Raw genomic sequence first — 26,220 nt, 5'->3', positions numbered from 1 at the left:
CCACATACCCCACCGAACCACCCGAAACGACCCCTCGCAAAACACGTCCCGGTCGTGCGACGATCGGGCGAACCTCACAAGGAGCCACGATGCCAGTCATGCCCGGTGCGGAGGCGTACCACCACGCGGGAGGACGGATCGGCGTCCTGCTCTGCCACGGATTCACCGGTTCCCCGCAGTCGCTCCGCCCCTGGGGCGAGTACCTGGCGGCGGCGGGCATGACGGTGGCGCTGCCCCGGCTGCCCGGTCACGGCACGACCTGGCAGGAGATGAACCGCACCCGCTGGGAGGACTGGTACGCCGAGCTGGACAAGTCCCTGGCGGACCTGCGCGGCCGGTGCGACGAGGTCTTCGTGATGGGGCTGTCCCTGGGGGGCTGCATGGCGCTGCGCCTCGCCGAGGTGCACGGCGACGGGATCAAGGGGGTGGTGGTCGTCAACCCCTCGGTGGTCAACGACGTGCCGCTGCTGTGGCTCTCACCCGTGCTCAAGTACCTCGTGAGCTCGGTGCCGGGCGTCGCGGGGGACATCAAGAAGGAGGGGGCGACCGAGCTCGGCTACTCGCGCACCCCCGTCAAGGCCGCGGCGGGCCTGCTCCGGCTCTGGACGCTGACCCGGTCGGAACTGCACAAGGTCACGCAACCTATCCTGATTTTTCATAGTCCCCAGGATCATGTTGTGAAACCGGCGAGTGTGCGTATTCTGCGGGAGAGGCTGACCGGAGGGAACCTGAATGTGGTGGAGCTGTCCGACAGCTATCACGTCGCGACGCTCGACAACGACGCGGATCGGATCTTTGCGGGGAGCCTGGAGTTCATCACGACGAACGCGTCTGTACCCTTGCAGAGAGACTGATCGTGAGCGGGGGATGGCGCGGTCTCCGGGAGAAAGTGATCGGCCGATGAACAACGGGCCAAGCTAGGTGACACCTCAAAGCGATGAGGACGAGGTCTGGCGTCAGATCGTCGCGTCCTTCAACGACACCGCCGGGCACGACTCGGCGGATCAGCCGTGGCCGGACAGCGAGAACCTGCCCGCGGAGCCCCCGCGGCGGGTGATCAAACAGTCGGACGAGGAGGACCTCCTCAGTGAGGACGACCCGGCCGGCGACCTCCTGGACAGGCCGGGCGGCGGTTCCGGCGCGGAGGGGTCCGCCGGTGAGGACTCCGGCGACGAGGACTCCCCCGGCGAGGACGGCGATGACGGGGAGGGCCACTACGTGCCCCCGCCCCCTCCCCCGCTGCCCAGGACCGACGCCACCACCAAGATCGCCTGGACGGCCCTGTTCGGCGGGCCCGCCTACCTGCTGCTCAGTGCCGCCCTCAACTGGAACCTCCAGGGCTGGATGCTGTTCACCGCGGTCGCGGCGTTCGTCGGCGGGTTCGTGGCACTGGTGGTCCGCATGGGCGACGGGCCGCCCAACGACTCCGGCTGGGACGACGGCGCGGTCATCTGAGCCCGGGACCGCACGCCCCGCCCGGCCACACCCGCCGGACGGTCCCGGTCACCCGCGGCCGCGGCTCCCGGTGGACGGGATCGACCACGGTCACGGTGCCCGACGGGGTCACGACTTGGCGCGCTCCGGACCGCCGAACCGTTCGATCACGTCGGTGTACGTGCCGGAGGCGTCGACCACGTGGCCGACGGTCCACACGGTGCCGGTGCCGGGCAGGTAGGACGCGGACTGCAGCCTGACCGTCCGGGGCGCGGCGCCCTCGGGGCCGCGCAGCGTCTTGACCCGGTGCCCGTCGTAGCGGAGCAGGAGGGCCGCGCCCGGCCGCTCCAGGTCCGTCCCGGACATCCAGAAGCGTCCCTTGCGGTCGCCGGTCACCCCGTACAGGCGGACGTCCCCCTCGGGGAGGGAGACCCGCGACCACTTCCTGCCGTTCCACGACAGGGCCAGCGGGACGGTCCCCCCGGCCCCGCGCCGGACGCCGCCGACCGCCAGGGCCCGCTTCGGCCCGTCCAGGTGGATGTCGCGCAGGTAGCCGCCGGGGATGTCGGGGATCGCGAAGGGCTTCCAGCGCCCGCCGGACTGCCGCATCACCAGCGGCCTGCCGTCGGCGTCGCCGACCGCCCATCCGTCGTTCCTGCCCGACAACGCCACCCCCGACAGCGTCCCGTGGTCGGGCAACCGGGTGAGCCTCCACTTCGAGGCGGTGCCGGTCACGATCAACGGCACCTTGTCGCGACGGCCGACGGCCACCATCCGGCCGGGGACGGCCGCCACCCCGCCCAGCCAGTCGCCCGCGTGCAGCCGGTCGAGGGTGACCCTGACGAAGGCCGAGCCGTCGCCCCTGGCCAGGTACGGCAGGTCGTCGTGCCCCTCGCCCACGGCCCACAGCTCGGTGGCCGAGGCCGCGGCGACCGAGCGGAGCAGCCCGGCACCGGTCGGGTCGTTGCGGATGCCGACCTCGTTCCAGGACGAGCCGTCCCAGTGGGTGATCGCACCGCGGCTCCGCGAGACGTCCCAGACGCTCTGCTGGCCCACGGCCCACACGCTGGTGGCCGAGACGCCCACCACGTCGGAGAGCGACCCGTCACTGCTCAGGCCCGCGCTGACCGGAGCCTGCCAGGCTCCGGCCTCGGGCGGGCTGACGGGATCGGCGTGTACCGGGAACGTGTGCGAGGACAGCAGGAGCAGGCCTCCCGCGCAGACAACCAGCGCACGCCGCGGAAGGCGACGGGTCATGCATCAGATGGTACGGGGCTCGTCGCCCCTCCGTGTGCCGGTCTCCCCACTTGACCCGCGCGGGCCCTCCAGCTCGGCGATCACCGGCAGGTGGTCGGTGGCGGCGGCCAGATCGGCGGGGTCGGCCTCGACCCCGCCGCAGGAGAGCACGGACAGGCCCTCCCGCGCGAAGATCGCGTCGATCCGCTTGTGCGGGTTCCTGGCCGGGAACGTGAAGCCGTCGCCCCTGGGCGAGACCGGGTAGCAGTCGGTCAGCCGCTCGGCCAGGTGATCCCAGCTCGGCCTGCCGGACTGCTCGTTGATGTCCCCGGCCAGCACCGGCAGCGCGTCGAACCGGTCGGCCACCTCCTGCACGACGGCGAACGCCTCGGCCGCGTGCCGCATGCGGGCCTTCTCGTCGAGGTCCAGGTGGATGGAGCCGACCGCGACCCGCTGCCCCCGCGCCTCCACCACCGCGACGGCGACCGCGCGCCGCTCCAGCGGGAAGAAGGACTCCAGCAGGCGTCCCTCCCCGTGCAGCAGGCGCACCCCGGGGCCGGTCAGCACGGCGACCCCGCCCCTGCGGCGCCCGGCGGCCACGGTCAGCCCGCCGAAGGCGGCCAGCCGCCTGCGCCTGCGGCGCCAGAACAGGAACCGGGGCGCCTCCTGCACACAGAGCACGTCGGCGCCGAGCGCGGAGACCACCCGCTCCAGCGCCGCCTGGTCGTCCTTCATCGAACGCACGTTGTAGCTGGCGATCCTCAGCACCACGGTCACCTCACCTCAGGACACGCCGCGACCCACGGCCCCACGACGGGTACCCCGGCGAGGCGGACCCATACCCGCGGATGCGGGGATTCGCCCTTCGTCCGGCGGAGGCCCCGGTCAGCGCCCGCGGACCGGGGCCGAGGCCCCGGGCCGGCGCCCGCGCACCGGGCCCGGGCCCCGGGCCAGCGCACGCCTACCGGGCCCGAGGCCCCGGGTCAGCGCCTGCGGGCCAGGTCCGCGGCGCCCACCAGGCCCGCCGAGGCGCCGAGCTCGGCGGGGCGGATGTCGGCCAGCGGCCGGTGTCCGCGGCCGCTCAGGTGGGTGGCGAAGGACTCCCTGGCCTTGTCGATCCACAGGTCCGCGGCGCGCGAGACGCCGCCGCCGAGGATGAAGCACCCCGGGTCGAGGACGGCCGCGAGATCGGCCAGTCCCTGTCCGAGCCAGTGACCGATCGAGGCGAACGCGGCCAGCGCGGCCGGGTCCCCCTGCCGGGCGGCGTCGGTGATCTCCTGGCCCTCGATCTGCTCGGGGGTTCCGGCGATCTTCAGGAGCGTGGCGGCCCGCTCCGGGTCGGCCTCGGCGATCCTCCTGGCCTCGTTGACCAGGGCGCTGCCGCTGGCGTACTGCTCCCAGCAGCCGAGGTTGCCGCACCCGCACTGGCGCCCCTCGGGGACCACCTGCATGTGGCCCAGCTCGGCGCCCATGCCCCAGCGGCCCCGGTAGAGCGAGCCCTCGAACACCAGGCCGCCGCCGATGCCGGTGCCGACGGTCACGCACACCACGTGGGTCTCGCCGCGACCGGCGCCGAACCTCGCCTCGCCCCACGCCATCGCGTTGGCGTCGTTCTCCACCACCACCGGCAGGCCGACCATGTCGGAGACCTTCTCCTGCAGGGGCTCCTCACGCCAGGCGAGGTTGGGGGCGAACCGGACGACGGACCGGGTCTCGTCGACGAATCCGGCGGCACCGAGGCCGACGGCCTCGATCTCCCGGCCCTCGGCGAGTTCCAGGATCACCTCACCGATCGTGTGGGCGACCCGGTCCGGGTCCTCCGCCGGGGTGGGCCGCAGAAGGTTCGCGACGATCTTGCCGTCCTCGTCGACGACTCCCGCCGCGACCTTCGTACCGCCGATGTCCACGCCGATGGTCAGCGCCATTGTCCGTTCTTCCTCTCCCCCTGGGCTCACCCCAGGTCGATGTGCTCCACGGGGGTGTCCTCGCGTTCGCGTTCGCGCTCCCGTGTCCGATCTCCGGACGCGGGCCTGCCGATCCCGTCGACGGCCGACTTGAAGGCGGCGAACAGCTCGGTCCCGGCCTGCAGGAGGTGGTCGGTGACCGCCGCCCCGCCGGACTCGCGCTGCGCCGCCATCGCGCGGCAGACCGGGCAGGCGCGGCAGATGTACTCCTCGTGATCGGAGACCGCCTCCTCCCACACGTCGCGCTCCCTGCCCCGGCCGCCCCCGGAGAAGGCGCCGCCGAGCCCGGTCATGCTGCCCTTGATCAGATTCTTGCGCAGTTCCCTGGTGGCCTTCTGCTGCAGGGTCTCGAAGAGCTTGAACGCCTCCTCGCCGGCGGCGCTCAGCGGGTCCTTGCCGGTGTCCCCGGCGCGGTCCTCCCCGACTCCCCGGGCATGGACGCGCTCGTCCCGGCCCCGCTCGTCCCGGCCCCGCTCGCTCCGGCTCCGCACGTCCCTGACGCGCTCGTCCCGGGCCCGCTCGTCCCCGCCGCTTCCGGCCTGGCCGCCTCCCGCCTGGGCGCTTCCGGCCCGGGCGCGCTCGTCCGGTTCCGGGCGGTCGTCGCGCCGTCCGGGCCAGCTCCACGGGACCTGCGCGGCCCGCTCCTCGCGCCGGGCCCGCTCGGCACGCTCGAACCACTCGGCGCGCGCGTCACGTGCGGCGCTCCCGGCCCGCTCCTCCTGGGCGGAATCCTGGGCCGAATCCTGGGCCGGTACGGAGTCCTCGCCCTGAGCGGCGCTCCGGGCCGGTCCCGCGCTCCCGGCCTTCTTCACACCCTCTGCCGGTTCCGCGCTCTCGGCCCGCTTCACGCTCTTGGCCCGCTTGGCGCTCCCGGCCGGTCCCGTGCCCTCGGCCTGCTTCACGCTCTCGGCCGATCCCGTGTTCTTGGCCTGCTTCACGCTCTCGGCCGATCCCGTGCCCTCGGCCTGCTTCACGCTCTCGACCGGTTCCGTGCTCCCGGCCCGCTTCGCGCTTTCGGCCGGTTCCGTGCTCTTGGGCTGCTTCGTGCTCTTCGCCTGCTTCGCACTCTCGGTCTGCTTCGCGCTCTCGGACCTGCGGGTTCCCTTAGCGGCTTGCCCGGCGCCCTTGGCCCGGGCGGTGCCCTTGGCGGGCGCGTCGGCCCGGGCGGCGGGTTCCGGCACCTCCACCGGCGCCCCGGGCTCGGGAACCCCGGCCGCACCGGCGTCCTGAACGGCGGACGTGGCGGACGCGGCGGACGCGGCGGTCTTCCCCGGCCTTCGGGGCGCACGCGGCTTGCCCGGCGTGCCCGGCTTACCGGGCGTACGTGATACAGGGGTCTTCTCTTCGTCGTTCGTATTATCGGTCATCAGGCCCTCCCGATTCGAACCGTACCCGGAGAAAGCCATCTCGGAGCGCGGCGTCGCGTACCGGCCTGCGGGCCAGCGCGGCGGGCAGGGCCAGGATCCGGCGGTAGGAGCCCGCGTTGACGATCAGCTCGTCGCCCTTGCGCGACAGGTCGACGTCCTCCTTGTCCGCGAGCGGCAGGGCCAGGATCAGCTCGCCCTCGGCGGTGATCCGCAGCGGCGCGTCGACGGCGGGCGGGGCGAAGGGGTCGCTCTCGCCGTACATGGCCCCGGCCACGCGGGCGAGGGCCTCCAGGCCCACAGGCTCGGTCTCCAGGTAGGGGACGATCCGCACGGGCAGCGGCGCGAAGGACTCCTCCACCTCGGCCAGATGACGGGCCTGGGCGTCCACCCACCGCCGCCGCCACGGGTCGGCCCCCTCGGAGGGGAAGACCCGGTTGGCGATCACCGCGTCGACCCGGTAGCCGTACAGGCTGAGGGAGGTGAGGGTACGGCGGGCCTCGGCGAGCACGACGGCCTCGGGGGTGAGCACCAGCCGGACGCTCGCGCCGGGCCCGGTGAGCAGCTCGCGCACCTCCATCAGGCCCCGGTGGAGCCGTTCCCCGGCCCCGATCACGTGGTCCTCGGGCACGCTGACCTGCGCCAGGTGGCGGACCAGCGGGGACAGGGTGCGCAGCAGCCGCCTGCCGACGGGCAGCAGCCGGCTCACGTGCCAGTCGAGCGCCTCGGGCAGGGCCAGCAGCCGGAGCGTCTCGGCGGTCGGGGCGCAGTCGATGACGATGACGTCCCACAGCCCGGTGCGCGCCTGCTCGCGCAGCTCCAGCAGCGCGATGACCTCCTCGGCGCCGGGCAGGACCGTGATCTCCTCGGCGGTGACCTCGTCGAGGCCGAGCTCGGCGAACAGGCCCCTGGCGTAGTCGCGCAGCTCGCCCCACTGGCGCTCCAGCGCACGCTGGGTGTCGACCTGGTGCAGGGAGAGACCGGGCGCGATCTCGGTGGGCTCGCCGCCGACCCGCACGCCGAGGGCGTCGGCCAGCGAGTGGGCGGTGTCGGTGGAGACCACCAGCGTCTTGAGTCCCAACCGGGCGGCCAGGGTGGCCGTGGCCGCGGCGGCCGTCGTCTTGCCGACCCCGCCCTTGCCGGTGAAGAGCAGGATCCGGCTCACGACGCCTCCCGGGACGGCACCGGACCGCGTCCGGCGGCCGGGCCCGTCATGACGTTTCGACGCGCTTCTTCAGCCCCTTCAGGGCGGTGTCGATGATGACCTTCTCGGCCTTGCGTTTGATCATTCCGATCATCGGGACCTTGAGGTCGACGGCGAGCTCGTAGGTCACCTCGGTGCCGCCGCCCACCTCGGCGAGACGGTAGCTCCCGGTGAGCCCGGAGACCATCTTCCCGGCCTCGGCGATGACCCAGTCGACGGACTCGTCACCGTGCCAGGTGTAGCGGAGGGTGTACTCGTCGTTGATGACGCCCGCGTCGAGGACGAAGCGGACCGTCTCCGGCCGCCCGTCCGCCCCCTCGGACAGGACCCTGGCGGCCTTCACCTGGCCGGCCCACCCGGGGTAGGAGGGGAAGTCGGCGATGACCGCCATGACGGTCGACCGGTCCGCGCCGATCGTGATGCTGGAGGTGGTGCGATCAGCCATGGGCCGAGCGTACTGCCTCACGATCGTCCGTGTACGTCCTCGCCGTGCCGGGCGCGCCCGCCGTTCCGGGACGTGCGCCGGGCGCGCCTACCACTCCAGGACGAACGGGACCCCCCTGCCGCGGAAGTGCCCGACGTTGAGGCACTCGGTCCTGCCGATGCGCGTGCGGGCGGCGAGCGGCTGGTGCACGTGGCCGAAGAGCGCGTAGCGCGGCTGGGTGCGCCTGATCGCCTCCAGGGTGGCCTCGCTGCCCCGTTCGAAGCGCCGGGCCACCACGTCGTAGAGCAGCTCGGGGACGGCCGGGGGGATGTGGCAGCAGAGCACGTCCACCTCGCCGACGGCCTCCACCTTGCGGGCGTACTCCTCGTCGTCGATCTCGTACGGGGTCCGGTAGCGCGTGCGCAGGCCGCCGCCGACGAAGCCGAAGCGCAGGCCGCCGATCTCGACGGTCTCGCCGTCGAGCACCCGGTGGCCCTCGCGGACGTACTCGGGCCACAGCAGCGGCAGGTCCACGTTGCCGTAGGTGAGGTAGGCGGGGGTCGGCATCGCGGCGAAGATCTCGCCGTACTGCCGCCGGACGGAGCGTTCGATGTGCTCGCGCGGGTCGCCCTCCAGCGACGCCCACAGCTGCGCGGACATCGCCCGTGCCTCGTCGAACCGCTTGGCCGTCCTCAGGCCGATGAACTCCGCCGCCCGCTCGGTTCCGAAGAGCTCGGCGAAGATGCCCTGGGAGTGGTCCTCGTAGTCGACGAAGAGGATCAGGTCGCCCAGGCAGATCAGCGCGTCGGCGCCCTCCCCGGCGCGGGCCAGCGCGTCGGCTCTTCCGTGCACGTCGCTGACGACATGAACCCGCATGCCGACCATCCTAACTACCCATAAATGCCGATATAAGTAACAAACCTCACATGCTCCGGAGCGCGGTGCGGCCCTCGTCCGGGAGGCCAGGCGCTTGGTACGGTGACATTCCCGTTGGTAACGCCTGGATGACGAATTTACCCGTGCGTAACTTATCGCGATAACTTCCAGGCAGCCCATCGATCCGTGTGTCTCCGGGAGTGATCCGTGCGCCAGTACAGCGTCCCCGTGCTGGTGGATGTCCCCTCATCCGCCAACCTGACCGACACGGTGTTCCGTCGCGCCGAGGAGGAGCCGGGCGCCGTCGCGCTGCGCCGCAAGCTCGGCGACGACTGGTCCGCCGTCACCGCCGCGGAGTTCCGCGACCAGGTCGCCGGAGTGGCCAAGGGCCTGATCGCGGCCGGCGTGGAGCCCGGCGACCGGGTCGCCCTGATGTCGCGCACCCGCTACGAGTGGACGGTCGTCGACTACGCGATCTGGTCCGCGGGCGCGGTCGGGGTACCGATCTACGAGTCCTCCTCGGGCGACCAGGTCTCCTGGATCATCTCCGACAGCGGCGCCGTGGCCGTCTTCGCGGAACTCGACGACCACGAGGCGACCGTCCGCGAGGGCGCGGCCGACCTGCCGGGGCTCAAGGACGTCTGGCGCATCGAGGGCGGCGCGCTGGAGGAGCTCACCGCGCGCGGCGCCGAGGTCTCCGACGACACGCTCGCCGAGCGCAGGACCGGGCGCCAGGGCTCCGACCTGGCCACGGTCGTCTACACCTCGGGCACCACGGGCAGGCCCAAGGGCTGCCGGCTGACGCACGACAACCTGCTGTTCACCGCCAGGAACGTCGCGGGTGGCCCGCTGGAGCGCCTCTTCAGCGTCGAGGGCAGGTCGGCGCTGCTCTTCCTGCCCCTCGCGCACGTCTTCGCCCGCATCATCGAGGTCGTGCTGATCGAGACGGGCACGGTCCTGGCGCACACCCCGACCATGAAGAACGTCGGCCCCGACCTGCAGGGCTTCCGGCCGACCTTCCTGCTGGGCGTGCCCCGCGTCTTCGAGAAGGTCTACAACTCGGCCGAGCAGAAGGCCGCCGCCGAGGGCAAGGGGAAGATCTTCCGCGCGGCGGCCGAGACCGCCGTCGCCTGGAGCAGGGCGGAGTCGGCCGGCGGCGCCGGAGTGGCCCTGCGGCTGCGGCACCTGGTGTTCGACAAGCTCGTCTACCGCAAGCTCCGCGCCGCCACCGGCGGCAGGCTGACGAACGCGGTCTCCGGCGGCTCGGCCCTGGGAGAGCGGCTGGGCCACTTCTTCCGCGGCGCGGGCATCGAGGTCCTGGAGGGCTGGGGGCTCACCGAGACCTCCGCGCCGTCCTCGGTCAACATCCCGGGCGCCAACAAGATCGGCACCGTCGGCAAGCCCTTCCCCGGGGTCACCGTCGGCATCGGCGAGGACGGCGAGGTGCTGGTCAAGGGCCGGCACATCTTCGGCGGCTACTGGAACAACGACGAGGCGACCGCCGAGGCGATCGACGCGGACGGCTGGTTCCACACCGGTGACATCGGCGAGCTCGACGGGGACGGCTACCTCAGCATCACCGGCCGCAAGAAGGAGCTCATCGTCACCGCCGCGGGCAAGAACGTGGCCCCGGGCCCGCTGGAGGACCGCATCCGCGCCCACCCGCTGGTCAGCCAGGCGATGGTGGTGGGCGACGACAGGCCGTTCGTCGCGGCGCTCGTCACGCTCGACCCCGAGGCCCTGGAGCAGTGGAAGGCCGCCAACGGCCGCACCGACGCCGGCCTGGCCGCCCTCAGCTCCGACCCGGCGATCGTCGCCGAGGTGCAGAAGGCCGTGGACGACGCCAACAGGACGGTCTCCAAGGCCGAGCAGATCAAGAAGTTCACCGTGCTCGACATCGACATCAGCGAGGAGAGCGGGCACCTCACCCCGACGCTGAAGGTCAAGCGCAACGTGGTCATGCGCGACTTCTCCGACCGGGTGAACGCCCTCTACGGCTAGGACACGGCCCGGCCGCCCGGCCCGGGCAGCCGGACGGGACGTCCGGGCAGGGCGTCGGACAAGGCACTCGGGCAGCCGGACCGGGCACTCGCGCAGGGCGTCGAGCAGGGTGCCCGGACGAGGCCGGGGACAACGGTCTCCGGGGTCTACGGGCTCTCTTGGGTCTCTTGGGTCTCCTGGGTCTCCTGGGTCTACGGCGTCTCCGCGGGCTCCAGCAGGCGGGCGAAGCGCGCCGCGGTCCGCTCCCAGCTCCACTCGTCCGCGACCCACTCGCGTCCCCGCTCCCCCATGACCCGCGCGCCGGCCGGGTCCTTGAGCAGGCCGGTCAGGGCCGCCGCGACCTCCCGCGGGCGGGTGCCGTCGACGACCAGGCCCGTCTCGCCGTTCAGCACGGCGTCGGGGGCGCCCCCGGAGGACCCCGCCACCACGGGCAGCCCGGTGGCGGAGGCCTCCAGGTAGACGATGCCGAGGCCCTCGACGTCCACGCCGCCCAGGCGGGTGCGGCACGGCATGGCGAACACGTCCCCCGCGGCCAGATGGCCGGGCAGCGCCGACTCCGGGACCGGCCCGACGATCCGGACCGAGCCGCCCAGCGGCCGGGCGAGCCGCTCCAGGGTCGCGCGGTACGGGCCGCCGCCGACGATCAGGAGCACCGCGTCGGGCACGTCCCGCAGCACCACCGGCCAGGCCCGCAGGAGCGTGTCCTGGCCCTTGCGCGGCACCAGCCGGGACAGGCAGACCACCACCGGCCGCTCCCCCAGGCCCAGCGCGGCGCGGACCCGCTCCCCGCCCGCGCCCGGGTGGAACGTCCGGGTGTCGACGCCGGGCGCCAGCCGCACCAGCCTGTCCCCGGGGATCACCCCGGCCAGCCGCCTGCGGGTGTACTCCCCCAGGTAGGTGACCACGTCGGCCTCCGCGCCGATCCTGGCGAGCATCCGGCGGGCGAGGGGGACGTGGGCCCAGCCCGCCTCGTGACCGTGGGTGACCATGACCACGCGCCGCGCCCCGGCCTCGCGCATCCTCGGCGCGAGCAGGCCCAGCGGCGCCGCCGCCCCGAAGACCACGGTGTCGCAGCCGAAGCGGGAGACCAGGGCGGCGGCCCGGCGGGCCACGGCGGGCAGGGGCAGCATCAGCGAGCCGGAGTGCCGCACGACCGGGTAGGGCCGCCCGCGGTCGAAGGCCTCGCCACCGGGCCAGGCGGGGGCGTACACGACGACCGAGCCTGGCGGGCGGTGGGCGACGAGACCCTGCACGAACGACTGGATCCCTCCGGCGCGGGGCGGGAAGTCGTTGGTGACGACCAGGGTCCGGCTCACGGTTCGGGCAGGGCGTTCAGCCGGGCCCAGGAGCGCGCCGAGGCGATGCGCTGCGGGGCCGTGGGGTGCGAGGAGTAGAGGACGTACTCGAACGGGTCGGGAGACAGGTCCGAGATGTTGGTGGCGGCCAGGCGCCTCTGCATGGCGACGAACGTCGCCGGGTCCCGGGTCAGGTCCAGGGCGTGCACGTCCGCGCGGGCCTCGACGTGCCTGCTCACCACGTTCTGGACGGGTCCCGACAGGACCGTGGCCAGGCTCACCAGGCCCATGATCAGCCCCGTCGCCCGCGGGTCGCCGAGCGCGCTCACCCCGGTCCGCCGCCGCAGGACCGGCGCCGAGGCCACCACGTAGAGCAGGCAGGCCCCGCACGCCGCGCCCAGGCCGCCCACGAGCGTGCCCCAGAGCACGTCGCCGGCCTCGGCGTGGCCCAGCTCGTGCGCGACCACCAGTTCGACCTCGTCGGCGGGCGCGCGCAGCAGCGTGTCGTAGACGACGATCCTGCGGGTGGCGCCGAACCCGGAGACGTAGGCGTTGAGCGCGGTGGTCCGCCGCGAGGCGTCGGCGACGAGCACGTCCTCCACGGGCACGCCGTCCCGGGCGGCCATGGCGAGCAGGTCGTCGCGCAGCGGCCCGGCCTCCATCGGCCGGAAGTCGTTGAAGATCGGCTCGACGAGCACCGGGTAGGCGAAGGACGCGCCCAGCGTCAGGACGAACGCGCCGGCCGCGGCCGGGATCCACCAGCGCCGGTAGCGCCGCGCCAGCGCGACCACCGCCAGGACCATGATCGCGGTGAGCGCCGCGCCGACGCCCGCGCTCTTGAGGCGGTCGGCCGCCCACGCGGGCCACTGCTGGGTGGACAGCCCGAACTCGCGCAGGTAGGTCTCCGACCACATCCCCAGCGGCCAGCGCAGTGCCGCCGTGGCGGCCGAGATCGACAGTACGCCGAGCAGCACCCGCGCCCACCAGGGCCCCGGCAGCCGGTCGGCGAGCCTGGCGCCCAGCGGGGTGGCCACCAGCACCCCGGCCACGACCAGCGTCAGGCCGAGCGACAGGTAGCCCGGGACACCGACCAGCGCGTCGAACGTCTCGGACCGGGCGATCTGCGCGGCGGTGAAGTCCCGCTCCGGCGAGGGGACGACCGCGGGCGCCGCCGGGGGCAGGGCCCGCCAGGGCGTGGTGAACGCCACGACCGCCAGGGTGACCGCGCCCAGCGCGACCAGCGCCCACCCGGCCTGCCGCGTGCCCGGGGGCGCGTCCGTCCTGCTCAGCGTCATCCCAGTTCCCTCCGGAGGTAGTCGCGCCAGGCCCGGGTGAACCCGGCCGCGGACAGGCCGAGCGTGCTCCCGACATCGCTACCGTAGAGCCTCGTCAGCGCCTTCTCCCCGAAGTGCTCCGCGACGAACGCGCAGGCGAGCCATGCCTCCTCGTAGGCCTGCGCGAGCCTCGCGGCGCCCGGGGCGAAGTCCGCCGCCACGGGGAGGCGGGCGGGCAGGACGCCCGCGCGCACCTCGGCGGCCAGTTCCGCGGCGACCGTCCGCACGGGGAGGCCCGCGTCGCGGTACCCGGCGTAGTCCGCGAACCCCTCCGACAGCCACATCGGCACCCGGCCGCCACGGGTGGCGCCGGTGGCCACGTGGACGAGCTCGTGCGTGATCACCACGTCCCGGCCCGTCTCGGTGAGCCTGGCGTAGCCGGACGGCAGGACGACGACCCGGTCGGCGGTGGCCAGGGCGGCCAGCGAGGCCGGGGCGGGGGTGGCGCGCGCCCCGGCGAGCGCCGCGGCCTCGGCGTCGGTGGCCGGGAACAGGACCACCGCGCGTACCGGCCCCCAGACGGCCGCGACGGTGCGGCAGGCCCGGTCGGCCCTGGCGGCCAGGTCCCGCAGGACGGCGGGCGGCACGTGGTGGCCGGCCACCACGGAGTCCCGGCCGCGGACGACGGTTGTGCCGTCCGGCCAGAGGTCGCGGAGGCCGGCGGGCAGGGGCCCGGCGCCGGTGAGCGGGCCGGCGCTCAGCAGCGCCAGCGTCCCGGCGAGCACGGCGCGGCGTCCGCGCGGGACGGATCCACGCGGGACGGATCCGCGCGGCGGGGACCCGTTCGGGACGGACATGTGAGCCGATGGTAGCCGAACACGCGGAAGCGGCCCCGTCCCCCGGGCAGGGGGACGGGGCCGCTGTCGCGACGCCCGGGGTCAGACGCCGGGACGGACCGCTCCCGCGAAGGTGGACCTGTAGTGGCCCTGCAGCTTCACGATCCGCACCGTCTTGCCGCTACTCGGCGAATGGACCATCCTGCCCTTGCCGACGTACATGCCGACGTGGCCCTTTCCGCTGAAGAACAGCAGGTCACCGGGGAGCAGCCTGCTCCACGAGACCTTCTTCCTGATCGACCGGTACTGGCTCTGCGTGATCCTGGGGAGGGACACCCCCGCCTTGCGCCAGGCGTAGCGGACGAGCCCGGAGCAGTCGAACGCGCCGGGACCGGAGGCTCCCCACCGGTACGGATCGCCGACCTGCTTCCTGGCCTCCGTCACGGCCTTGACGGCCCGGACCTTCTGCAGTGCCGCCCTGCTCGTCCCGGTCTTCTTCGCCGTGGCCGGTGCCCTCTTCGTCCTGGCCTTGACCTTGACGTTCCTGGCGATCCGGTCGGTGCTCTTCGCACCCCCGGCGCTCGCCGCCTCCGTGTCGGAGGCCTGCTCGGAGACGCCGGTCGTGCCGCTGACCAGAATCTCAGGGGGATTGTCCGTCATCGCCTGCGCCGTGGTGGGTCCCAGGGTGACCGCTCCGGCCGAGGCGGTCAACGTAAGGGCGACGCCGCCCAGGGAAAGGCGGAAAAGGCGTGACAGACGGGGGTTGCGCGGGGTGGTAGACAGGATTTCTCCTTGGTGCTTCCACTGATGCCTACCGGGTTAGCTGACGGATTCGGGCTTGGAAGATGCCCTACGACACAAATGTGCCGATTCACCCCTGGCCACCGTTAGGGGCCTTCTGGGTCCCCGGTTCCATGCTCCTGGCTGCATGAATTCGGCGGGCCACCGCGATGACGTCGCCCCTTGCGGGGGCACGGTGGCCGGTTGGATTTCTCTGGGGCAGACGGCCCGAAGACCGTCGTTCACCGCGGCGGCATGGCTTGCACGTCGCGCAGCCAGAAGTTACTCCGATCGCCACGTTTCGGCAAAGGGTTCCTCGAAACGGGGGATCGAGAAGGCATCTTGATCTCACCGTTACCGCTGCGTGATGCCTATTTATGCGATCGAGATATGACTCTCGTCACACCGGACTCGCGCCCTCGGAAATCACGATTTTTGTTATCTTCATCACACCGCGCCTTCTTCCGCGGTGATCCCCCGGGAGGGCCCTGGCCCGGGTCGCCGTGCCCCCGTTCCGGCTCGGCGGAAAACCCGGCCGGCCGGATCCGGGGAAGACACCGCCCCGGGCCCGCGAGGGACCGGCGGGTCAGCTCAGCCTCCGGTCGAGGTGGAACGCCACCTCGTCGCCGGCCGCGTGCTTGCCGATGAGCCTGCACAGTTCCGCCCGCAGGGGCAGCCAGTGCGGGCCGGAGCCCGAGGGCATGAGCGTGGCGGTGAACGGGTGGCCGTCGATCGTCCCGGCGACCTTCACGGCCCGCCTCGTGCCGAGGACCTCGGCCGAGTCCGGCACGGTCACGAAGGTGGCGAAGGTGCCGTCCTTCTCGATCGGGGCGGTGAAGATGTGGTCGAGCGGCTGCGGGGTCGTGGGCGTGGGCATGGTCGTCGTCTCCCGGGTCGTGTGTCGCGGCGTACCCCCCGCGGACGCGGAGGGGCCGGTGGTCCATGAGGATGACTCCCGCGAGGCCCCGGAATCGTCGCCCGCGCACGAAATGTCCTCACCGGCGCCCGGGGGACGCCCCCGGAGACGAACGAGCGGCCCTCGCACGGCGGAGTCCCTTGGGAATCCCGGCCCCCTCGGGGACGGCCAGAGGCCCGCGCACGAGCCCCACCGGGACGCGGGTACACGACCTCAGGGGCGGACGGCCCCGACGAGGCGGCGGCCGTAGGCCGACATCGGGACGACCTTGACCACGTCGCCGGTCTGCGGGGCGTGCACGATCTTGCCGTCGCCCGCGTACATGCTGACGTGTCCCAGGCCCTCGCTGAAGATGAGGTCGCCCGGCTGCAGGGCGTCCAGCGACACCTTGCGGCTCGCGCCCCAGCTCCACTGCTCCCAGGTCGTACGGGGGATGCCGACCCCGCCGCTGCGCCAGGACGCCTGCACCAGGCCGGAGCAGTCCCAGCCGCCGGGGCCGGTGCCGCCGTACCGGTAGGGCTTGCCCACCTGGGCGAAGGCGAACTGCAGGGCGGCGCGGGCGTTGCCCGAGGCGGAGCCGTCGTACTGGATCCCGGCGCTGTCGGGGTTGCCCGTCCGGAAGGCGCCGAGCTCGCGCAGGAGCTTCGTCTGCTCCTTGACCATCTTGTCGGCCTTGGCCTTCTCCTCGGCCAGCTCGTCGCGGACCTCGTCGGCCTCGACCAGCACCTCCTTGGCCTCGTCGCGCCCGGTCCGCAGCTCCGCGGTGGCCTCGTTGAAGGCCTCCAGGGACCGGGCCCGGGAGGCGGCGAGCTGGTCGGCGGCGGCCAGGCCGCTCAGCAGCCCCGAGGGGTCGGGCTGGGCGATCATGCTCTCCCAGCCGCCGACCGGGCCGGTCTGGTAGGTGCTGACGGCCATCGTGACGAGTTCCTTGCGCAGCCCGGAGACGCGCTCGCTCTGACGGGTCAGCTCGCCGTTGAGCGTCCGGTACTTCTTCTTGGCCCGCTTCCACTTCTCCGAGGCCTGGTTGTACTTCTCCACGACCTGGTCGGCCTGCTCGTTGAGCTTGGCCAGCTTCCTCTTCGCCTGGGAGAGGGTGGGCTTGGGCTCCGCGACCGCCCCGCCCACCGGCACCATCACCAGCGCGAGGGCGAGACCGGCAGCCACCGGTATCCGACTCAGTCCAACCGGCATGCCCGCCACGGCCACGTCAACGCCTCCCAGATACACAGACCTGCGGCGAATAGTACAGAAGAAGTAATGATTGGCTCACCTTTTCGCCGGGTTTGCCCCAAACGATGTGGCCGCTCCTCCGCCGCAGGTCGCGTCCGCCGGACGGCTGCCCCGGCTACCCGCAGGTGGCGACGCCGCAGATTTTGGCGGTCATCCTCCTCGCGTCGCGCAGCTGGGTGGCCCAGTCGGTCGCCGCGGGCCTGGCGTACTCCCCGGCCCACAGGTAGATCAGGACCGCGTTGCCCTTCCTGACCAGGACGCTCCGGTCACCGCCCACCCCGGCCTTACCGCGGTAGTAGACCTGGCCGGACACCCTGAGCGCCTCGTCGCCGAGCCCGCTCAGCCGCGAGGAGGCGTAGCGGTAGGTCGCGCCGGACCCGGGCCCGGAACGGCACGCCCTCAGCGCCGCGCGCACCTGGGAGACCGCCCTGACGGCGTCGGCCGGCGTCCGGTACAGCACGACCTGCTCGACCTTCATGAAGTCCGGCACGGCGGTGTACGTCACCGTCCGCGCGGCCTGCCGGCCGGTCCTGGCCAGCGTGCTCCGGTCGCACGGGTTCACCGCGAGCCCGGCCTTCACCGAGCCGCTGACCTTCCAGTTCGTCTCGGGGTCGTCGTCCTTCTTCGCGGCGTCCCTCTCGTACAGCAGGAAGCCCCGGGGGATCACGGACGGGGCGGACGCCGCGAACACTGCGGACGCCGCGGGCCCGGTGGGCGTCGCGGGGGCCGCGGCGGCGGGCGCGGCGGTGAGCGCGCCGCCCGCCAGGACGGTCAGGGCGAGCGCTATGATCTTCTTCATTGAGACATCCTCCCGGGTATTCGATGCACGAATCACCCGAAAGGTTCACGCACGGCCGAGACGTCTCAGAAGAAGGACCGCCGGCACGGGGCGGGCGCCCATCCTGCGGACCGAGTCGGCCACCTCGCGGTCGGAGGAGACCACCGCGACGGCCCGCCCGGTGGGCTCGGCGCGCACCAGCTGGCGGATCAGGTCGTCGGCGATCTGCCCCGGGGCGCTGAACATCACGCGCACCCCGCGCGGCGCCGACACCGGCACCGGCCCGTTCAGCTCGGCGCCGTCGAAGACGCAGGTCAGCTCGGTGCGGGTCTGCGCGTAGAGCGCGCCGAGCCCGGTGAGCAGGCGGCTGCGCTGGTCGGCGAGGGTGAACGTGCCGTAGCCGGACTTGGTCACGTTGTAGCCGTCCACGATGAGGTGGATCTGCGGCAGCGCGAGGAGCTGGTCGAGCAGCGCGGGGTCGTCGTCGGCCAGCGCCCGCGCCGGGACCCCCTGGACGCTCTGCCTGCCCGGCGCCACGGCGGCCACCGAGTCGGCGGGCCGGTGGATGCCCGAGGGCAGCGCGAGCTCCCTGCGCAGCCCGGCCGCGGCGTCCTGGAGGGCGTCCAGGAGCATGCGCACCTTGGTGTCCTCCACGCTGCGGCCCTCGCGGGCGGCCCTGCGGGTGGCCTCAAGCTGGCGCTCGGCGTCGGCCAGGCGCTCGCGCAGGCGGCGCGTCTCGCTCTCCATGGTGCTCCCGGCCGAGACCGCGGCGGTCTTCGCCTCGGCGGCGGCCTCGGCGGCCTCGGCGGCGCGCGCCTCGGCGGCCCTGGCCCGCTCCCGGGCGTCGTGCAGCCGGTGGCGCAGGTCGGACACCTCCGAGCGGGAGGACTTGAGCTGCTCGCGCAGCCGGTCGGTCTCGTCCTTGGCGGCGGTCTTCTGCGTGGCGAGCTGGTCGCGCAGCCGGGCGACCGCCTGTTCCTGGGCCGACCCCTCGGCGACGGCGGCCGACCGCTCCAGGTCCGCCCGCGCCGTCTCCACCATCTCCGCCCAGCCCGGCGGCCGGGTCAGGTAGGCGGCGGCGGCCACCATGACGGGCTCGGCGGCGGGCGGCACCGTGCCCTCGGCCAGGCTCGCGACCAGCTCGGGCCAGCCGGCGGTCAGCGTCTCGGCGACCAGCTCGCGGAACTTCTTGTCGGTCTCCAGCTGCGCCGCGATCGGCGTGCCGCCGAGCTTGGCGCGCTTGCGGGGGTCGAACCTGGCGATCCCCTTGAGCGGCGGCGGCACCGAGGCGGCGGGCATCGACCCGAGAATCTGGGACGCCAGCTCCACGACATGCGAACGGACCTGCTCGGGTAACGGACGAGACAGGCCCTCTCCGGCTGAACTCATCACGGCCCCTACTCGGATCGGCATTCACGTCAAGGGTACGGCTAGCGCACCCTGACCCCGACCTGACCGAGGACGGCGGGCGCCCGGCCCGCCGGTGAACCCCTTGTGGACAAGCGATTGCTCATAGGTTACGACTGTGCGGATCACCTTGTGACCCACGCCACCCGGGAGAGCGATGGACGAGCAACGCCGGCAGGCCGAGGGGATGCGCACCTCGACCCGTGACCTGGAGGAGTTACGCGAGCGGTTCCGTTCCTGGCTCACCGGCCGGGTCGGGGCTCCCGTGACGATCTCCCGGCTCACCCCTCCCTCGGGGAACGGGATGTCCAGCGAGACCCTGATCTTCGACGCGCGGTGGACCTCCGGCGAGGGCCGTGGGTCCGGCGCGGACGGCGCGGACGGCGAAGTGCACGAGGTCCGGTGCGTGGCCCGGATGGCGCCGGCGAGCGAGGCGGTGCCGGTCTTCCCCGACTACGACCTGGGCAGGCAGTTCGACGTCATGCGCCTGGTCAGGGAGCGCGCGGGCGTGCCCGTCCCGGCGACCCTGTGGTACGAGCCCGACCCGGGGCCGCTGGGGGCGCCGTTCTTCGTGATGGAGCGCCTGGAGGGCGACGTGCCGCCGGACGTGCTGCCGTACACCTTCGAGGGCTGGCTGCTGGAGGCCTCCCCGGCCGACCGCGCGCGGTTGCAGCGGCGGAGCGTGGAGATCCTGGCCAGGGTGCACGACGCCCCGTTCACCGCCGGGGAGGTGGACGCGCTGCGGTCCCCGGGGACGGGCGGGCCGGCGCTGCGCAGGCACTTCGAGGAGCAGCGCGCCTACTACGAGTGGGCGCACGGCGCGATGCGGCTCCCGCTGCTGGAGCGGGCGTTCGGCTGGCTGGAGGAGCACTGGCCCGCCGATCCCGGGCCCGACGTGCTGAGCTGGGGGGACGCGCGCATCGGGAACGTGATGTACCGGGACTTCACCCCGGTGGGGGTGCTGGACTGGGAGATGGCCACGGTCGCCCCCCGGGAGCTGGACCTGGGCTGGATGATCTTCCTGCACCGGTTCTTCCAGGACGTGGCGGAGTCCATGGGCCTGCCCGGCCTGCCGGACTTCATGAGGTCCGAGGACGTGTGCCGCACATATGAGGAAATGACGGGATACACACCTCGGGACATGGAGTTCTACGAGGTCTACGCCGCGCTGCGGCACGGCGTCATCATGGCCCGCGTCTGGCACCGCCGCATCCACTTCGGCGAGCAGCCCATGCCCGCCGACCCCGATGACCTGGTGTTCCACCGCCGGCGGCTGGAGCGGATGATCGAGGGAGATCACCGCGGCTGAGCGGCCCCCCGCCCGGTACGCCCGGGGTCCGCGGGGAGGCCTCCCGGAGGGGGGAGGCGGTGCGCTAAATGTCGGTCGGGGCTTCTAGGGTCGTGAATCGTGGACTACGCCGTACAGGGAACGCTCGACGAGCTGGGCACGCCGCTCAGCGAGGTGACCTTCGTCGTGTTCGACCTGGAGACCACCGGCGTCTCGGCGGGCGAGCACGCGATCACCGAGATCGGCGCGGTCAAGGTCAGGGGTGGTGAGCCGCTCGGCGAGTTCGGCACCCTGGTCGACCCCGGCGGGCCGATCCCGCCGTTCATCTCGGTGCTGACCGGCATCACCGACGGCATGGTGGCGGCGGCGCCCAGGATCGAGGCGGTGCTGCCGTCCTTCCTGGAGTTCGCCGCGGGCTCCACCCTGGTGGCGCACAACGCCGGGTTCGACATGGGCTTCCTCAAGGCGGCCTGCGCCGCCCACGGCTACCCCCCTCCCGGGCACCAGGTGGTCGACACCGTCGGCCTGGCCCGGCGGCTGCTGACCCGCGACGAGGCGCCCAACTGCAAGCTCTCCACCCTGGCGAGGATCTTCAGCCACACCGAGCCCTGCCACCGGGCGCTCGCCGACGCGCGGGCCACCGCCGACGTGCTGCACGCCCTGCTGGAACGCGCCGGCTCCTTCGGGGTGCACACGCTGGAGGAGCTCAAGGGCTTCGTCCGGGCGCCCACGCCCGAGCAGCGCCGCAAGAGGCACCTGGCCGACTCCGTTCCCTCGGGGCCGGGCGTGTACGTGTTCGAGGACGAGGGCGGCGACCCGCTCTACGTCGGCAAGAGCGTCGACCTGCGCAACCGCGTGCGCAGCTACTTCACCGCGGGCGAGACCCGGCCCCGCATCCGGGAGATGGTCGGCATCGCCGCGCGGGTCAGGTCCATCTCCTGCGCCACCCCGCTGGAGGCCGAGGTCAGGGAGCTGCGGCTGATCGGCTCGGCCAAGCCCCGCTACAACCGCAGGTCGCGCTCCCCGGAGAAGATGTTCTGGCTCAAGCTGACCGACGAGCCGTTCCCCCGCCTGTCGGTGGTCCGCGAGATCAAGGACGACGACGCCTCCTACCTGGGCCCCTTCTCCAGCACCCGCACGGCCGAGGACGCCCGCGCGGCGCTGCACGAGACGATCCCGCTGCGCCAGTGCAGCGAGCGGATCACCGTCCGCACCCGGCGGTCGGCCTGCGCGCTCGCCGAGATCGGCAGGTGCGGGGCACCCTGCGAGGGCCGCCAGACCCCCGGCGAGTACGCCGTCCACGTGATCGCGGCCCGCCGGGCGCTGGAGCTGGACGCGGCACCGGTCTTCTCGGCCATCGAGGCCCGGATGGAGCGCCTGGCGCTCGACCAGCGCTACGAGGAGGCCGCGGCCGACCGTGACCGGCTGGCCGCCTACGTCCGCACCTCGGCCCGGATGCAGCGGCTGCGGTCGCTGACCACGATCCCCCAGCTGGTCGCCGCGGCCCCGGTCTCCGGCGGCCGGTGGGAGATCCACGTGGTGCGCTACGGCCGCCTGGCCTCGGCGGGGGTGATGCCCTCCGGCGCCCACCCCACCCCGTTCGTCGAGGCGCTGACGGCCACCGCGGAGACCGTCCCGCCGGGGATCGGGCCGGTCCACGCGGCCAGCCCCGAGGAGACCGAGTGCGTGCTGCGCTGGCTGGAGACGCCCGGGGTCCGGCTGGTGGAGGTGGAGGGCACCTGGAGCCTGCCCGTCTCGGGCGCCGGGAGGCTCAAGGCCCGCATCGACCGCGCCTACCAGGGGGGTGAGCCGCGCCGGCCGCGTGAGGGCCGCCCGCTGCGCTGAGCTCCCGCCCCGCTGAGCTTCCCGCCTCGCCACGCGACGCCCGCCGGGCGCCGTCGATCCCGCGCGGCGACGCCCGCGGGCACAGCCGGTCCCCCCGCCGGTTCCCCGGCGCTCCCGTCGCCGGCCCCCCCGCCGGTCCGGTCGCCGTTCCCGGGGCGCGGGCCGTCCGCCGCGCGCGGGGCCGCACTGGTAGCTTCTGAGGCGGCAGGCAGCACTCAACGAGGAGGAAGCTCGTGGTCACCGCGATCGTGCACATCAACGCCGAGGTGGACCGGATCCCCGAGATCGCCCAGACGATCGCCGAGATCGACGGGGTGAGCGAGGTCTACTCGATAACCGGGGAGTACGACCTGATGGCCATGATCCGGGTGAGCGCCTACGAGGAGATCGCCGAGCTGGTCCCCGGGCGGATCAACAAGGTGGCCGGGGTGCTGCACACCGAGACGCACATCGCCTTCCGGGCCTACTCCCGGCACGACCTCGACGCCGCCTTCTCGATCGGCCTGGGCGAGTCCGACTAGCTCCCGCGCACGCGGGGGGCCGGGCACGGGGGTGAGGGCGGCACGCGCCTCGCCGGCCCGCCCGGGGCCGTGGCCGGGACCCGTCCCACCGGGAACGAGGCCGGGGCCCACCCCGTCGGCCCGCTCGGGAGCACGGCCGGGACCCGTCCCATCGGCCCGGCCGGGGATCTCGTCGGTCTGCCCGGGGACCCGGCGGGGACCCACCTCGCCGGCGGTGGGCAGCCTGGCCCGTACCTCGAACCCCCCGCCGCGCAGGACCCCGGCCTCCAGCGTCCCGCCGAACAGGGTCGCGCGGTCGCGCATGCCGAGCAGGCCGTGCCCGGCGGCGCCCGGCGGCGCGGACCGGCCGTCGTCGCGCACCAGCACCTCCAGGAAGCCCGGCCGCCAGCGCAGCGTGACGCGGGCCCGGCCGGCGCCCGCGTGCCGCAGGGTGTTGCCGAGCGCCTCCTGCACGATCCGGTAGGCCACCAGTTCCAGGGCGAGCCCGACCTCGGCGGCACGGCCGTCCACGACGACCTCCACGCTCAGGCCCTCGGCCCTGACCTCGTCGAGCAGGTCCTCCAGGTCCGACAGCCTGGGCTGCGGCGTCCTGCCGGTGGAGGGTCCGTCGAGGTCCAGCAGCGACAGGGCGCGCTGGAGCTCGACCAGCGCCTGGCGCCCCGACTCCTCGGCCATGCGCAGGGTCTCCCTGGCCCGGCCGGGATCCTTTTCCATGATCATTCGCCCGGCGCCGACGCCGAGCGTCATCATGCTGATCCCGTGCGCGACGATGTCGTGCAGCTCCCGGGCGATGCGCGCCCGGCGCTCGGTGAAGCGGGCGCGGGCCAGCTCCCGCCCCTGGTCGGCCAGACCGGCCTCCTGGGCTCTGAGCCTGAGCAGAAGCAGCCTGCGCTCGCGCACCAGGAGGGCGACGGCCAGGCAGAGGCCCAGCGTCGCGCACACCAGCAGGACGGGGAACATCTGCCCGGTCAAAGAGTAGGCACGCCACATGGACGCAATCTAGAACGCCCCCTCGGGGGCGACATCCCCTCGTGGGCTGATCCTCGATCAGCCCACGAGGGGATTCCCGCGTCAGGACCGGACGTCGGGAACGCTCGCGCGACCGCCCCGGAACGCGGGCCCTGGACGGCTCACGCCACCGGCCCGCCCCGGGAGGGGGCGTCAGGAGGGGCCGTCAGGACGGCTGACCGCTCGGCCGGCTGACCTCGATCCAGCGCTCCAGGGCACCGGCGGCGGCGCCGGAGTCGACGGCCCGCACGGCGCGCTCGTACCCGGCGGCCATCGCGGCGTCCAGGTCCTCGACGGCACTCCCCGCCCCTGCGGCGCTCGCGCCCCCGGTGACGCCGTCGAAGGCGACCAGGGCGGCGGCGGCGTTCAGCAGGACGGCGTCGCGGACCGGGCCGGTGCGGCCGTCGAGCAGGTCGCGGACGGCCTGGGCGTTGAAGACCACGTCCCCGCCGCGCAGCGCGTCGGGCGCGGCCCTGGGGATGTCCAGCACGGCCGGGTCGAACACGGTCCGCTCGGCCTGGCCGTCGCGCACCACCCAGACCGTGGAGGTCGTGGAGATGGTCAGCTCGTCCAGCCCGTCGTCGCCCCTGAACACCAGCGCGGAGGCGCCGCGCTCGGCGAACACTCCGGCCACCACGGGGAGCATGCCCGCGTCGAAGATGCCGATCGCCTGGGCGGCGGGCCTGGCCGGGTTGGTCAGCGGGCCCAGGAAGTTGAAGATCGTGGGGATGCCCAGCTCCTTGCGGGTGGGTCCCACGAAACGCAGCGCCGGGTGGTAGACGGGCGCGAAGCAGAAGGCGATCCCGGCCTCCACCGCGACCCTGGCGGTCTCGGCGGGTGGCAGGTCGAGCACGATCCCGAGGTGTTCCAGGACGTCGGCGGCGCCGCAGGAGGAGGAGGCCGCCCGGTTGCCGTGCTTGACGACCCTGGCCCCGGCCCCCGCGGCCACGATCGCGGCCATGGTGGAGACGTTGACGGTGTGGGCGCGGTCCCCCCCGGTGCCGACGACGTCGACGAGGGGGCCCTCGACCGACAGCGGGACGGCCCGCTCCAGCATGATGCGCGCCAGGCCGGCCACCTCCGCGACCGTCTCGCCCTTGGACCTCAACGCCACGGCGAACCCGGCGATCTGGGCGGAGGTGGCCGATCCCGACATGATCTGATCCATCGCCCAGGCGGCCTCGTCGGCCGTCAGGTGCTCGCCGGCGATGAGGGCGGACAGCAGCGCGGGCCAGGTGGTACGCGCGTCCATGGGGGTCTCCTGGGGGGTCGCTACTGGGCGGTCAGACGGGTGGACAGGCGGCGGCGCATCAGGTCGGCGACGGTCTCGGCGAGCACGACCGGGTCGATCGGGCGCGGCACCACGGCCTCGGCGCGCGACCACTCGGCCAGCCAGCGGTCGTCGCGGCGGGCGATCAGCAGGCAGATCGGCGGGCAGTCGTGGACCTCGTCCTTGGCCTGGCGGGCCACGCCCATGCCGCCGGCCGGCTTGGCCTCGGCGTCGAGCACGGCGACGTCGATCTCACCGGAGTCGAAGTACTGCACGACCTTGGCGTGGGTGGCGCACTCCACGATCTCCACGAAGGGCACGTCGGCGGCCGGGCGGCGGCCGATGGCCTGCCGGACCTTCTCGCGGGTGCTCGCGTCGTCGCTGTAGACGAGGATCCTCATCGTGTCGTCGGTGCTCTCGCCGGTGCTCACGGTCGCGCTCACTGTCCCTCGCACGTCGATGTATGGTCACCTGGGATGCTACCGGTCGGCCGCCCCCGGCACCCAGGCCGGAGCCGTTGCCGGGCGAATTGCCCTATAGATCCCCTTTGAGGGGACGTACGGGCCCCCTATCGGGGGGTCGTGCGGCGACCCGAGCAGGAGAGCCGCAATAATGCTGCCCGTGGCGACAGCATCCGCAATCTCAACGACGACGACAGCACATTCGTCCCGCCGGCCCGATCTGGTCAGCGTGGGGACGATCGTCTGGCTGTCCTCCGAGCTCATGTTCTTCGCGGCGCTGTTCGCGATGTACTTCACCATCCGGTCGGTGACCATCGGCCAGGGGCAACCCTGGCCCGAGGCTCACCTGAACGTCCCGTTCTCCCTGGCCAACACGATCATCCTGGTCCTGTCGAGTGTGACCTGCCAGCTGGGCGTGTGGGCGGCCGAGAAGGGCCAGGTCGCCAAGCTGCGCTTCTGGTACATCGTCAGCTTCCTGATGGGCGCCGTCTTCGTCGGCGGCCAGCTGTTCGAGTACAGCCAGCTGGTCCACGAGGGGCACACGCTGTCGCACTCCGCGTACGACTCGGTGTTCTACCTGACCACGGGTTTCCACGGCCTGCACGTGACCGGTGGGCTGATCGCGTTCCTGCTCATGCTGGGACGCACGTACGCCGCGAAGCGCTTCACCCGTGAGCAGGCGACCAGCGCGATCGTCGTGTCCTACTACTGGCACTTCGTGGACGTGGTCTGGATCGGCCTTTTCGTGACCATCTATGGAATTCAATAAGGAATCGGGGATCTCTGTGAATAGGATCACCGCTGGGCG

24 protein-coding genes, 1 pseudogene and 1 riboswitch are annotated in these 26,220 nt (G+C 73.2%); of the genes and pseudogenes, 7 read left to right on the top strand and 18 right to left on the bottom strand.

Going from position 1 to position 26,220, the window contains the following annotated elements; translation table 11 throughout:
• Nucleotides 1-89: 89 nt before the first annotated feature.
• The gene (locus ACLQ2R_RS24320; RefSeq protein WP_425962823.1) at nucleotides 90-854 is read left to right on the top strand and encodes an alpha/beta hydrolase; all 765 of its coding nucleotides are present in this window, start codon (nucleotides 90-92) and stop codon (nucleotides 852-854) included.
• A gap of 67 nt (nucleotides 855-921) precedes the next feature.
• Entirely contained in the window at nucleotides 922-1,455 is a 534-nt protein-coding gene (locus tag ACLQ2R_RS24315) for a hypothetical protein (protein ID WP_425962822.1), read from the top strand.
• 108 nt (nucleotides 1,456-1,563) lie between these two features.
• On the opposite strand, the gene ACLQ2R_RS24310 is transcribed toward ACLQ2R_RS24315, so the two are convergent.
• The 7 genes from ACLQ2R_RS24310 to ACLQ2R_RS24280 all read right to left on the bottom strand — a co-directional run bounded on the left by ACLQ2R_RS24310 (nucleotide 1,564) and on the right by ACLQ2R_RS24280 (nucleotide 8,502).
• Nucleotides 1,564-2,691 carry a hypothetical protein gene (locus ACLQ2R_RS24310; RefSeq protein WP_425962820.1) on the bottom strand — a complete coding sequence of 376 codons (1,128 nt, stop codon included), beginning with the start codon at nucleotides 2,689-2,691 and terminating at the stop codon, nucleotides 1,564-1,566.
• A gap of 3 nt (nucleotides 2,692-2,694) precedes the next feature.
• The gene (locus ACLQ2R_RS24305) at nucleotides 2,695-3,447 is read right to left on the bottom strand and encodes an endonuclease/exonuclease/phosphatase family protein (protein WP_425962819.1); all 753 of its coding nucleotides are present in this window, start codon (nucleotides 3,445-3,447) and stop codon (nucleotides 2,695-2,697) included.
• A 206-nt stretch (nucleotides 3,448-3,653) separates the two neighbouring features.
• On the bottom strand, nucleotides 3,654-4,595 hold the full coding sequence (locus tag ACLQ2R_RS24300) for an ROK family glucokinase (protein ID WP_425962818.1): 942 nt from the start codon (nucleotides 4,593-4,595) through the stop codon (nucleotides 3,654-3,656).
• Nucleotides 4,596-4,621: 26 nt separating this feature from the next.
• Nucleotides 4,622-5,821, bottom strand: a complete 1,200-nt coding sequence (locus ACLQ2R_RS24295) for a hypothetical protein (protein WP_425962817.1) — start codon at nucleotides 5,819-5,821, stop codon at nucleotides 4,622-4,624.
• A gap of 169 nt (nucleotides 5,822-5,990) precedes the next feature.
• Nucleotides 5,991-7,163: an ArsA family ATPase gene (locus ACLQ2R_RS24290; RefSeq protein WP_425962816.1), complete on the bottom strand. Its 1,173-nt coding sequence runs from the start codon at nucleotides 7,161-7,163 to the stop codon at nucleotides 5,991-5,993.
• 46 nt (nucleotides 7,164-7,209) lie between these two features.
• Nucleotides 7,210-7,647, bottom strand: a complete 438-nt coding sequence (locus ACLQ2R_RS24285) for an SRPBCC family protein (RefSeq protein WP_425962815.1) — start codon at nucleotides 7,645-7,647, stop codon at nucleotides 7,210-7,212.
• 87 nt (nucleotides 7,648-7,734) lie between these two features.
• Nucleotides 7,735-8,502 carry a metallophosphoesterase family protein gene (locus ACLQ2R_RS24280; protein ID WP_425962814.1) on the bottom strand — a complete coding sequence of 256 codons (768 nt, stop codon included), beginning with the start codon at nucleotides 8,500-8,502 and terminating at the stop codon, nucleotides 7,735-7,737.
• A 207-nt stretch (nucleotides 8,503-8,709) separates the two neighbouring features.
• On the opposite strand from ACLQ2R_RS24280, the gene ACLQ2R_RS24275 reads away from it, so the two are divergent.
• Nucleotides 8,710-10,503, top strand: coding sequence for an AMP-dependent synthetase/ligase (locus ACLQ2R_RS24275; protein WP_425962813.1), 1,794 nt, complete (start codon nucleotides 8,710-8,712; stop codon nucleotides 10,501-10,503).
• 191 nt (nucleotides 10,504-10,694) lie between these two features.
• Here ACLQ2R_RS24275 and ACLQ2R_RS24270 read toward each other — a convergent pair whose 3' ends face one another.
• The 8 genes from ACLQ2R_RS24270 to ACLQ2R_RS24235 all read right to left on the bottom strand — a co-directional run bounded on the left by ACLQ2R_RS24270 (nucleotide 10,695) and on the right by ACLQ2R_RS24235 (nucleotide 18,911).
• Nucleotides 10,695-11,819: a glycosyltransferase family 4 protein gene (locus tag ACLQ2R_RS24270; RefSeq protein ID WP_425962812.1), complete on the bottom strand. Its 1,125-nt coding sequence runs from the start codon at nucleotides 11,817-11,819 to the stop codon at nucleotides 10,695-10,697.
• Complete coding sequence (locus tag ACLQ2R_RS24265) at nucleotides 11,816-13,093, bottom strand: M48 family metallopeptidase (protein WP_425962811.1); 1,278 nt, start codon at nucleotides 13,091-13,093, stop codon at nucleotides 11,816-11,818. The genes ACLQ2R_RS24270 and ACLQ2R_RS24265 overlap by 4 nt, the downstream gene beginning before the upstream one ends.
• Nucleotides 13,090-13,929 carry a hypothetical protein gene (locus ACLQ2R_RS24260; protein ID WP_425962810.1) on the bottom strand — a complete coding sequence of 280 codons (840 nt, stop codon included), beginning with the start codon at nucleotides 13,927-13,929 and terminating at the stop codon, nucleotides 13,090-13,092. The genes ACLQ2R_RS24265 and ACLQ2R_RS24260 overlap by 4 nt, the downstream gene beginning before the upstream one ends.
• Nucleotides 13,930-14,010: 81 nt before the next feature.
• Nucleotides 14,011-14,568, bottom strand: coding sequence for a C40 family peptidase (locus tag ACLQ2R_RS24255; RefSeq protein WP_425962808.1), 558 nt, complete (start codon nucleotides 14,566-14,568; stop codon nucleotides 14,011-14,013).
• Between the two features lie 133 nt (nucleotides 14,569-14,701).
• Nucleotides 14,702-14,858: riboswitch (cyclic di-AMP (ydaO/yuaA leader) on the bottom strand.
• Between the two features lie 416 nt (nucleotides 14,859-15,274).
• Nucleotides 15,275-15,565 (bottom strand): DUF1905 domain-containing protein, encoded by a 291-nt coding sequence (locus ACLQ2R_RS24250; RefSeq protein WP_425962807.1) that lies wholly within the window; start codon nucleotides 15,563-15,565, stop codon nucleotides 15,275-15,277.
• Between the two features lie 252 nt (nucleotides 15,566-15,817).
• Entirely contained in the window at nucleotides 15,818-16,768 is a 951-nt protein-coding gene (locus ACLQ2R_RS24245; protein WP_425962806.1) for an NlpC/P60 family protein, read from the bottom strand.
• Between the two features lie 181 nt (nucleotides 16,769-16,949).
• Entirely contained in the window at nucleotides 16,950-17,633 is a 684-nt protein-coding gene (locus tag ACLQ2R_RS24240) for a hypothetical protein (RefSeq protein WP_425962805.1), read from the bottom strand.
• A 45-nt stretch (nucleotides 17,634-17,678) separates the two neighbouring features.
• Complete coding sequence (locus ACLQ2R_RS24235; RefSeq protein ID WP_425962804.1) at nucleotides 17,679-18,911, bottom strand: NYN domain-containing protein; 1,233 nt, start codon at nucleotides 18,909-18,911, stop codon at nucleotides 17,679-17,681.
• Nucleotides 18,912-19,176: 265 nt separating this feature from the next.
• On the opposite strand from ACLQ2R_RS24235, the gene ACLQ2R_RS24230 reads away from it, so the two are divergent.
• The 3 genes from ACLQ2R_RS24230 (at nucleotide 19,177) to ACLQ2R_RS24220 (ending at nucleotide 22,673) form a co-directional block, all read left to right on the top strand.
• Nucleotides 19,177-20,328, top strand: coding sequence for a phosphotransferase family protein (locus ACLQ2R_RS24230; RefSeq protein ID WP_425962803.1), 1,152 nt, complete (start codon nucleotides 19,177-19,179; stop codon nucleotides 20,326-20,328).
• Between the two features lie 99 nt (nucleotides 20,329-20,427).
• Entirely contained in the window at nucleotides 20,428-22,152 is a 1,725-nt protein-coding gene (locus ACLQ2R_RS24225) for a DEDD exonuclease domain-containing protein (protein WP_425962801.1), read from the top strand.
• Between the two features lie 233 nt (nucleotides 22,153-22,385).
• Nucleotides 22,386-22,673 carry an Lrp/AsnC family transcriptional regulator gene (locus ACLQ2R_RS24220; protein ID WP_425963043.1) on the top strand — a complete coding sequence of 96 codons (288 nt, stop codon included), beginning with the start codon at nucleotides 22,386-22,388 and terminating at the stop codon, nucleotides 22,671-22,673.
• A 225-nt stretch (nucleotides 22,674-22,898) separates the two neighbouring features.
• Here the strand turns inward: ACLQ2R_RS24220 and ACLQ2R_RS24215 are convergent.
• The 3 genes and pseudogenes from ACLQ2R_RS24215 to ACLQ2R_RS24205 form a co-directional block, all read right to left on the bottom strand.
• A pseudogene (locus tag ACLQ2R_RS24215) lies at nucleotides 22,899-23,633 on the bottom strand (sensor histidine kinase); the annotation flags it as partial.
• 214 nt (nucleotides 23,634-23,847) lie between these two features.
• Complete coding sequence (trpD, locus tag ACLQ2R_RS24210) at nucleotides 23,848-24,933, bottom strand: anthranilate phosphoribosyltransferase (RefSeq protein WP_425962800.1); 1,086 nt, start codon at nucleotides 24,931-24,933, stop codon at nucleotides 23,848-23,850.
• Nucleotides 24,934-24,953: 20 nt separating this feature from the next.
• Nucleotides 24,954-25,352, bottom strand: coding sequence for a hypothetical protein (locus tag ACLQ2R_RS24205; RefSeq protein ID WP_425963042.1), 399 nt, complete (start codon nucleotides 25,350-25,352; stop codon nucleotides 24,954-24,956).
• Between the two features lie 211 nt (nucleotides 25,353-25,563).
• Between ACLQ2R_RS24205 and ACLQ2R_RS24200 the strand changes: the two genes are divergently transcribed.
• The gene (locus ACLQ2R_RS24200; RefSeq protein WP_386232581.1) at nucleotides 25,564-26,181 is read left to right on the top strand and encodes an aa3-type cytochrome oxidase subunit III; all 618 of its coding nucleotides are present in this window, start codon (nucleotides 25,564-25,566) and stop codon (nucleotides 26,179-26,181) included.
• The last annotated feature ends 39 nt before the right edge of the window (nucleotides 26,182-26,220 follow it).

Origin of the sequence: Streptosporangium sp. DT93 (assembly GCF_049844535.1) — a bacterium.
In the GTDB taxonomy this organism is placed as follows: Bacteria; Actinomycetota; Actinomycetes; order Streptosporangiales; family Streptosporangiaceae; genus Streptosporangium.
Note: the sequence above shows the minus strand (reverse complement) of the source record. Positions and strands in the feature narration are given on the sequence as shown.

Excerpts from the sequence above, each read along its gene's own strand:
- ACLQ2R_RS24320 (WP_425962823.1), top strand. The coding sequence starts at position 90 with ATGCCAGTCATGCCCGGTGCGGAGGCGTACCACCACGCGGGAGGACGG.
- ACLQ2R_RS24310 (WP_425962820.1), bottom strand. The coding sequence starts at position 2,691 with ATGACCCGTCGCCTTCCGCGGCGTGCGCTGGTTGTCTGCGCGGGAGGC.
- ACLQ2R_RS24300 (WP_425962818.1), bottom strand. The coding sequence starts at position 4,595 with ATGGCGCTGACCATCGGCGTGGACATCGGCGGTACGAAGGTCGCGGCG.
- ACLQ2R_RS24285 (WP_425962815.1), bottom strand. The coding sequence starts at position 7,647 with ATGGCTGATCGCACCACCTCCAGCATCACGATCGGCGCGGACCGGTCG.
- ACLQ2R_RS24280 (WP_425962814.1), bottom strand. The coding sequence starts at position 8,502 with ATGCGGGTTCATGTCGTCAGCGACGTGCACGGAAGAGCCGACGCGCTG.
- ACLQ2R_RS24265 (WP_425962811.1), bottom strand. The coding sequence starts at position 13,093 with ATGACGCTGAGCAGGACGGACGCGCCCCCGGGCACGCGGCAGGCCGGG.
- ACLQ2R_RS24260 (WP_425962810.1), bottom strand. The coding sequence starts at position 13,929 with ATGTCCGTCCCGAACGGGTCCCCGCCGCGCGGATCCGTCCCGCGTGGA.
- ACLQ2R_RS24255 (WP_425962808.1), bottom strand. The coding sequence starts at position 14,568 with ATGACGGACAATCCCCCTGAGATTCTGGTCAGCGGCACGACCGGCGTC.
- ACLQ2R_RS24250 (WP_425962807.1), bottom strand. The coding sequence starts at position 15,565 with ATGCCCACGCCCACGACCCCGCAGCCGCTCGACCACATCTTCACCGCC.
- ACLQ2R_RS24240 (WP_425962805.1), bottom strand. The coding sequence starts at position 17,633 with ATGAAGAAGATCATAGCGCTCGCCCTGACCGTCCTGGCGGGCGGCGCG.
- ACLQ2R_RS24235 (WP_425962804.1), bottom strand. The coding sequence starts at position 18,911 with ATGCCCGCCGCCTCGGTGCCGCCGCCGCTCAAGGGGATCGCCAGGTTC.
- ACLQ2R_RS24230 (WP_425962803.1), top strand. The coding sequence starts at position 19,177 with ATGGACGAGCAACGCCGGCAGGCCGAGGGGATGCGCACCTCGACCCGT.
- trpD (WP_425962800.1), bottom strand. The coding sequence starts at position 24,933 with ATGGACGCGCGTACCACCTGGCCCGCGCTGCTGTCCGCCCTCATCGCC.
- ACLQ2R_RS24205 (WP_425963042.1), bottom strand. The coding sequence starts at position 25,352 with ATGAGGATCCTCGTCTACAGCGACGACGCGAGCACCCGCGAGAAGGTC.
- ACLQ2R_RS24200 (WP_386232581.1), top strand. The coding sequence starts at position 25,564 with ATGCTGCCCGTGGCGACAGCATCCGCAATCTCAACGACGACGACAGCA.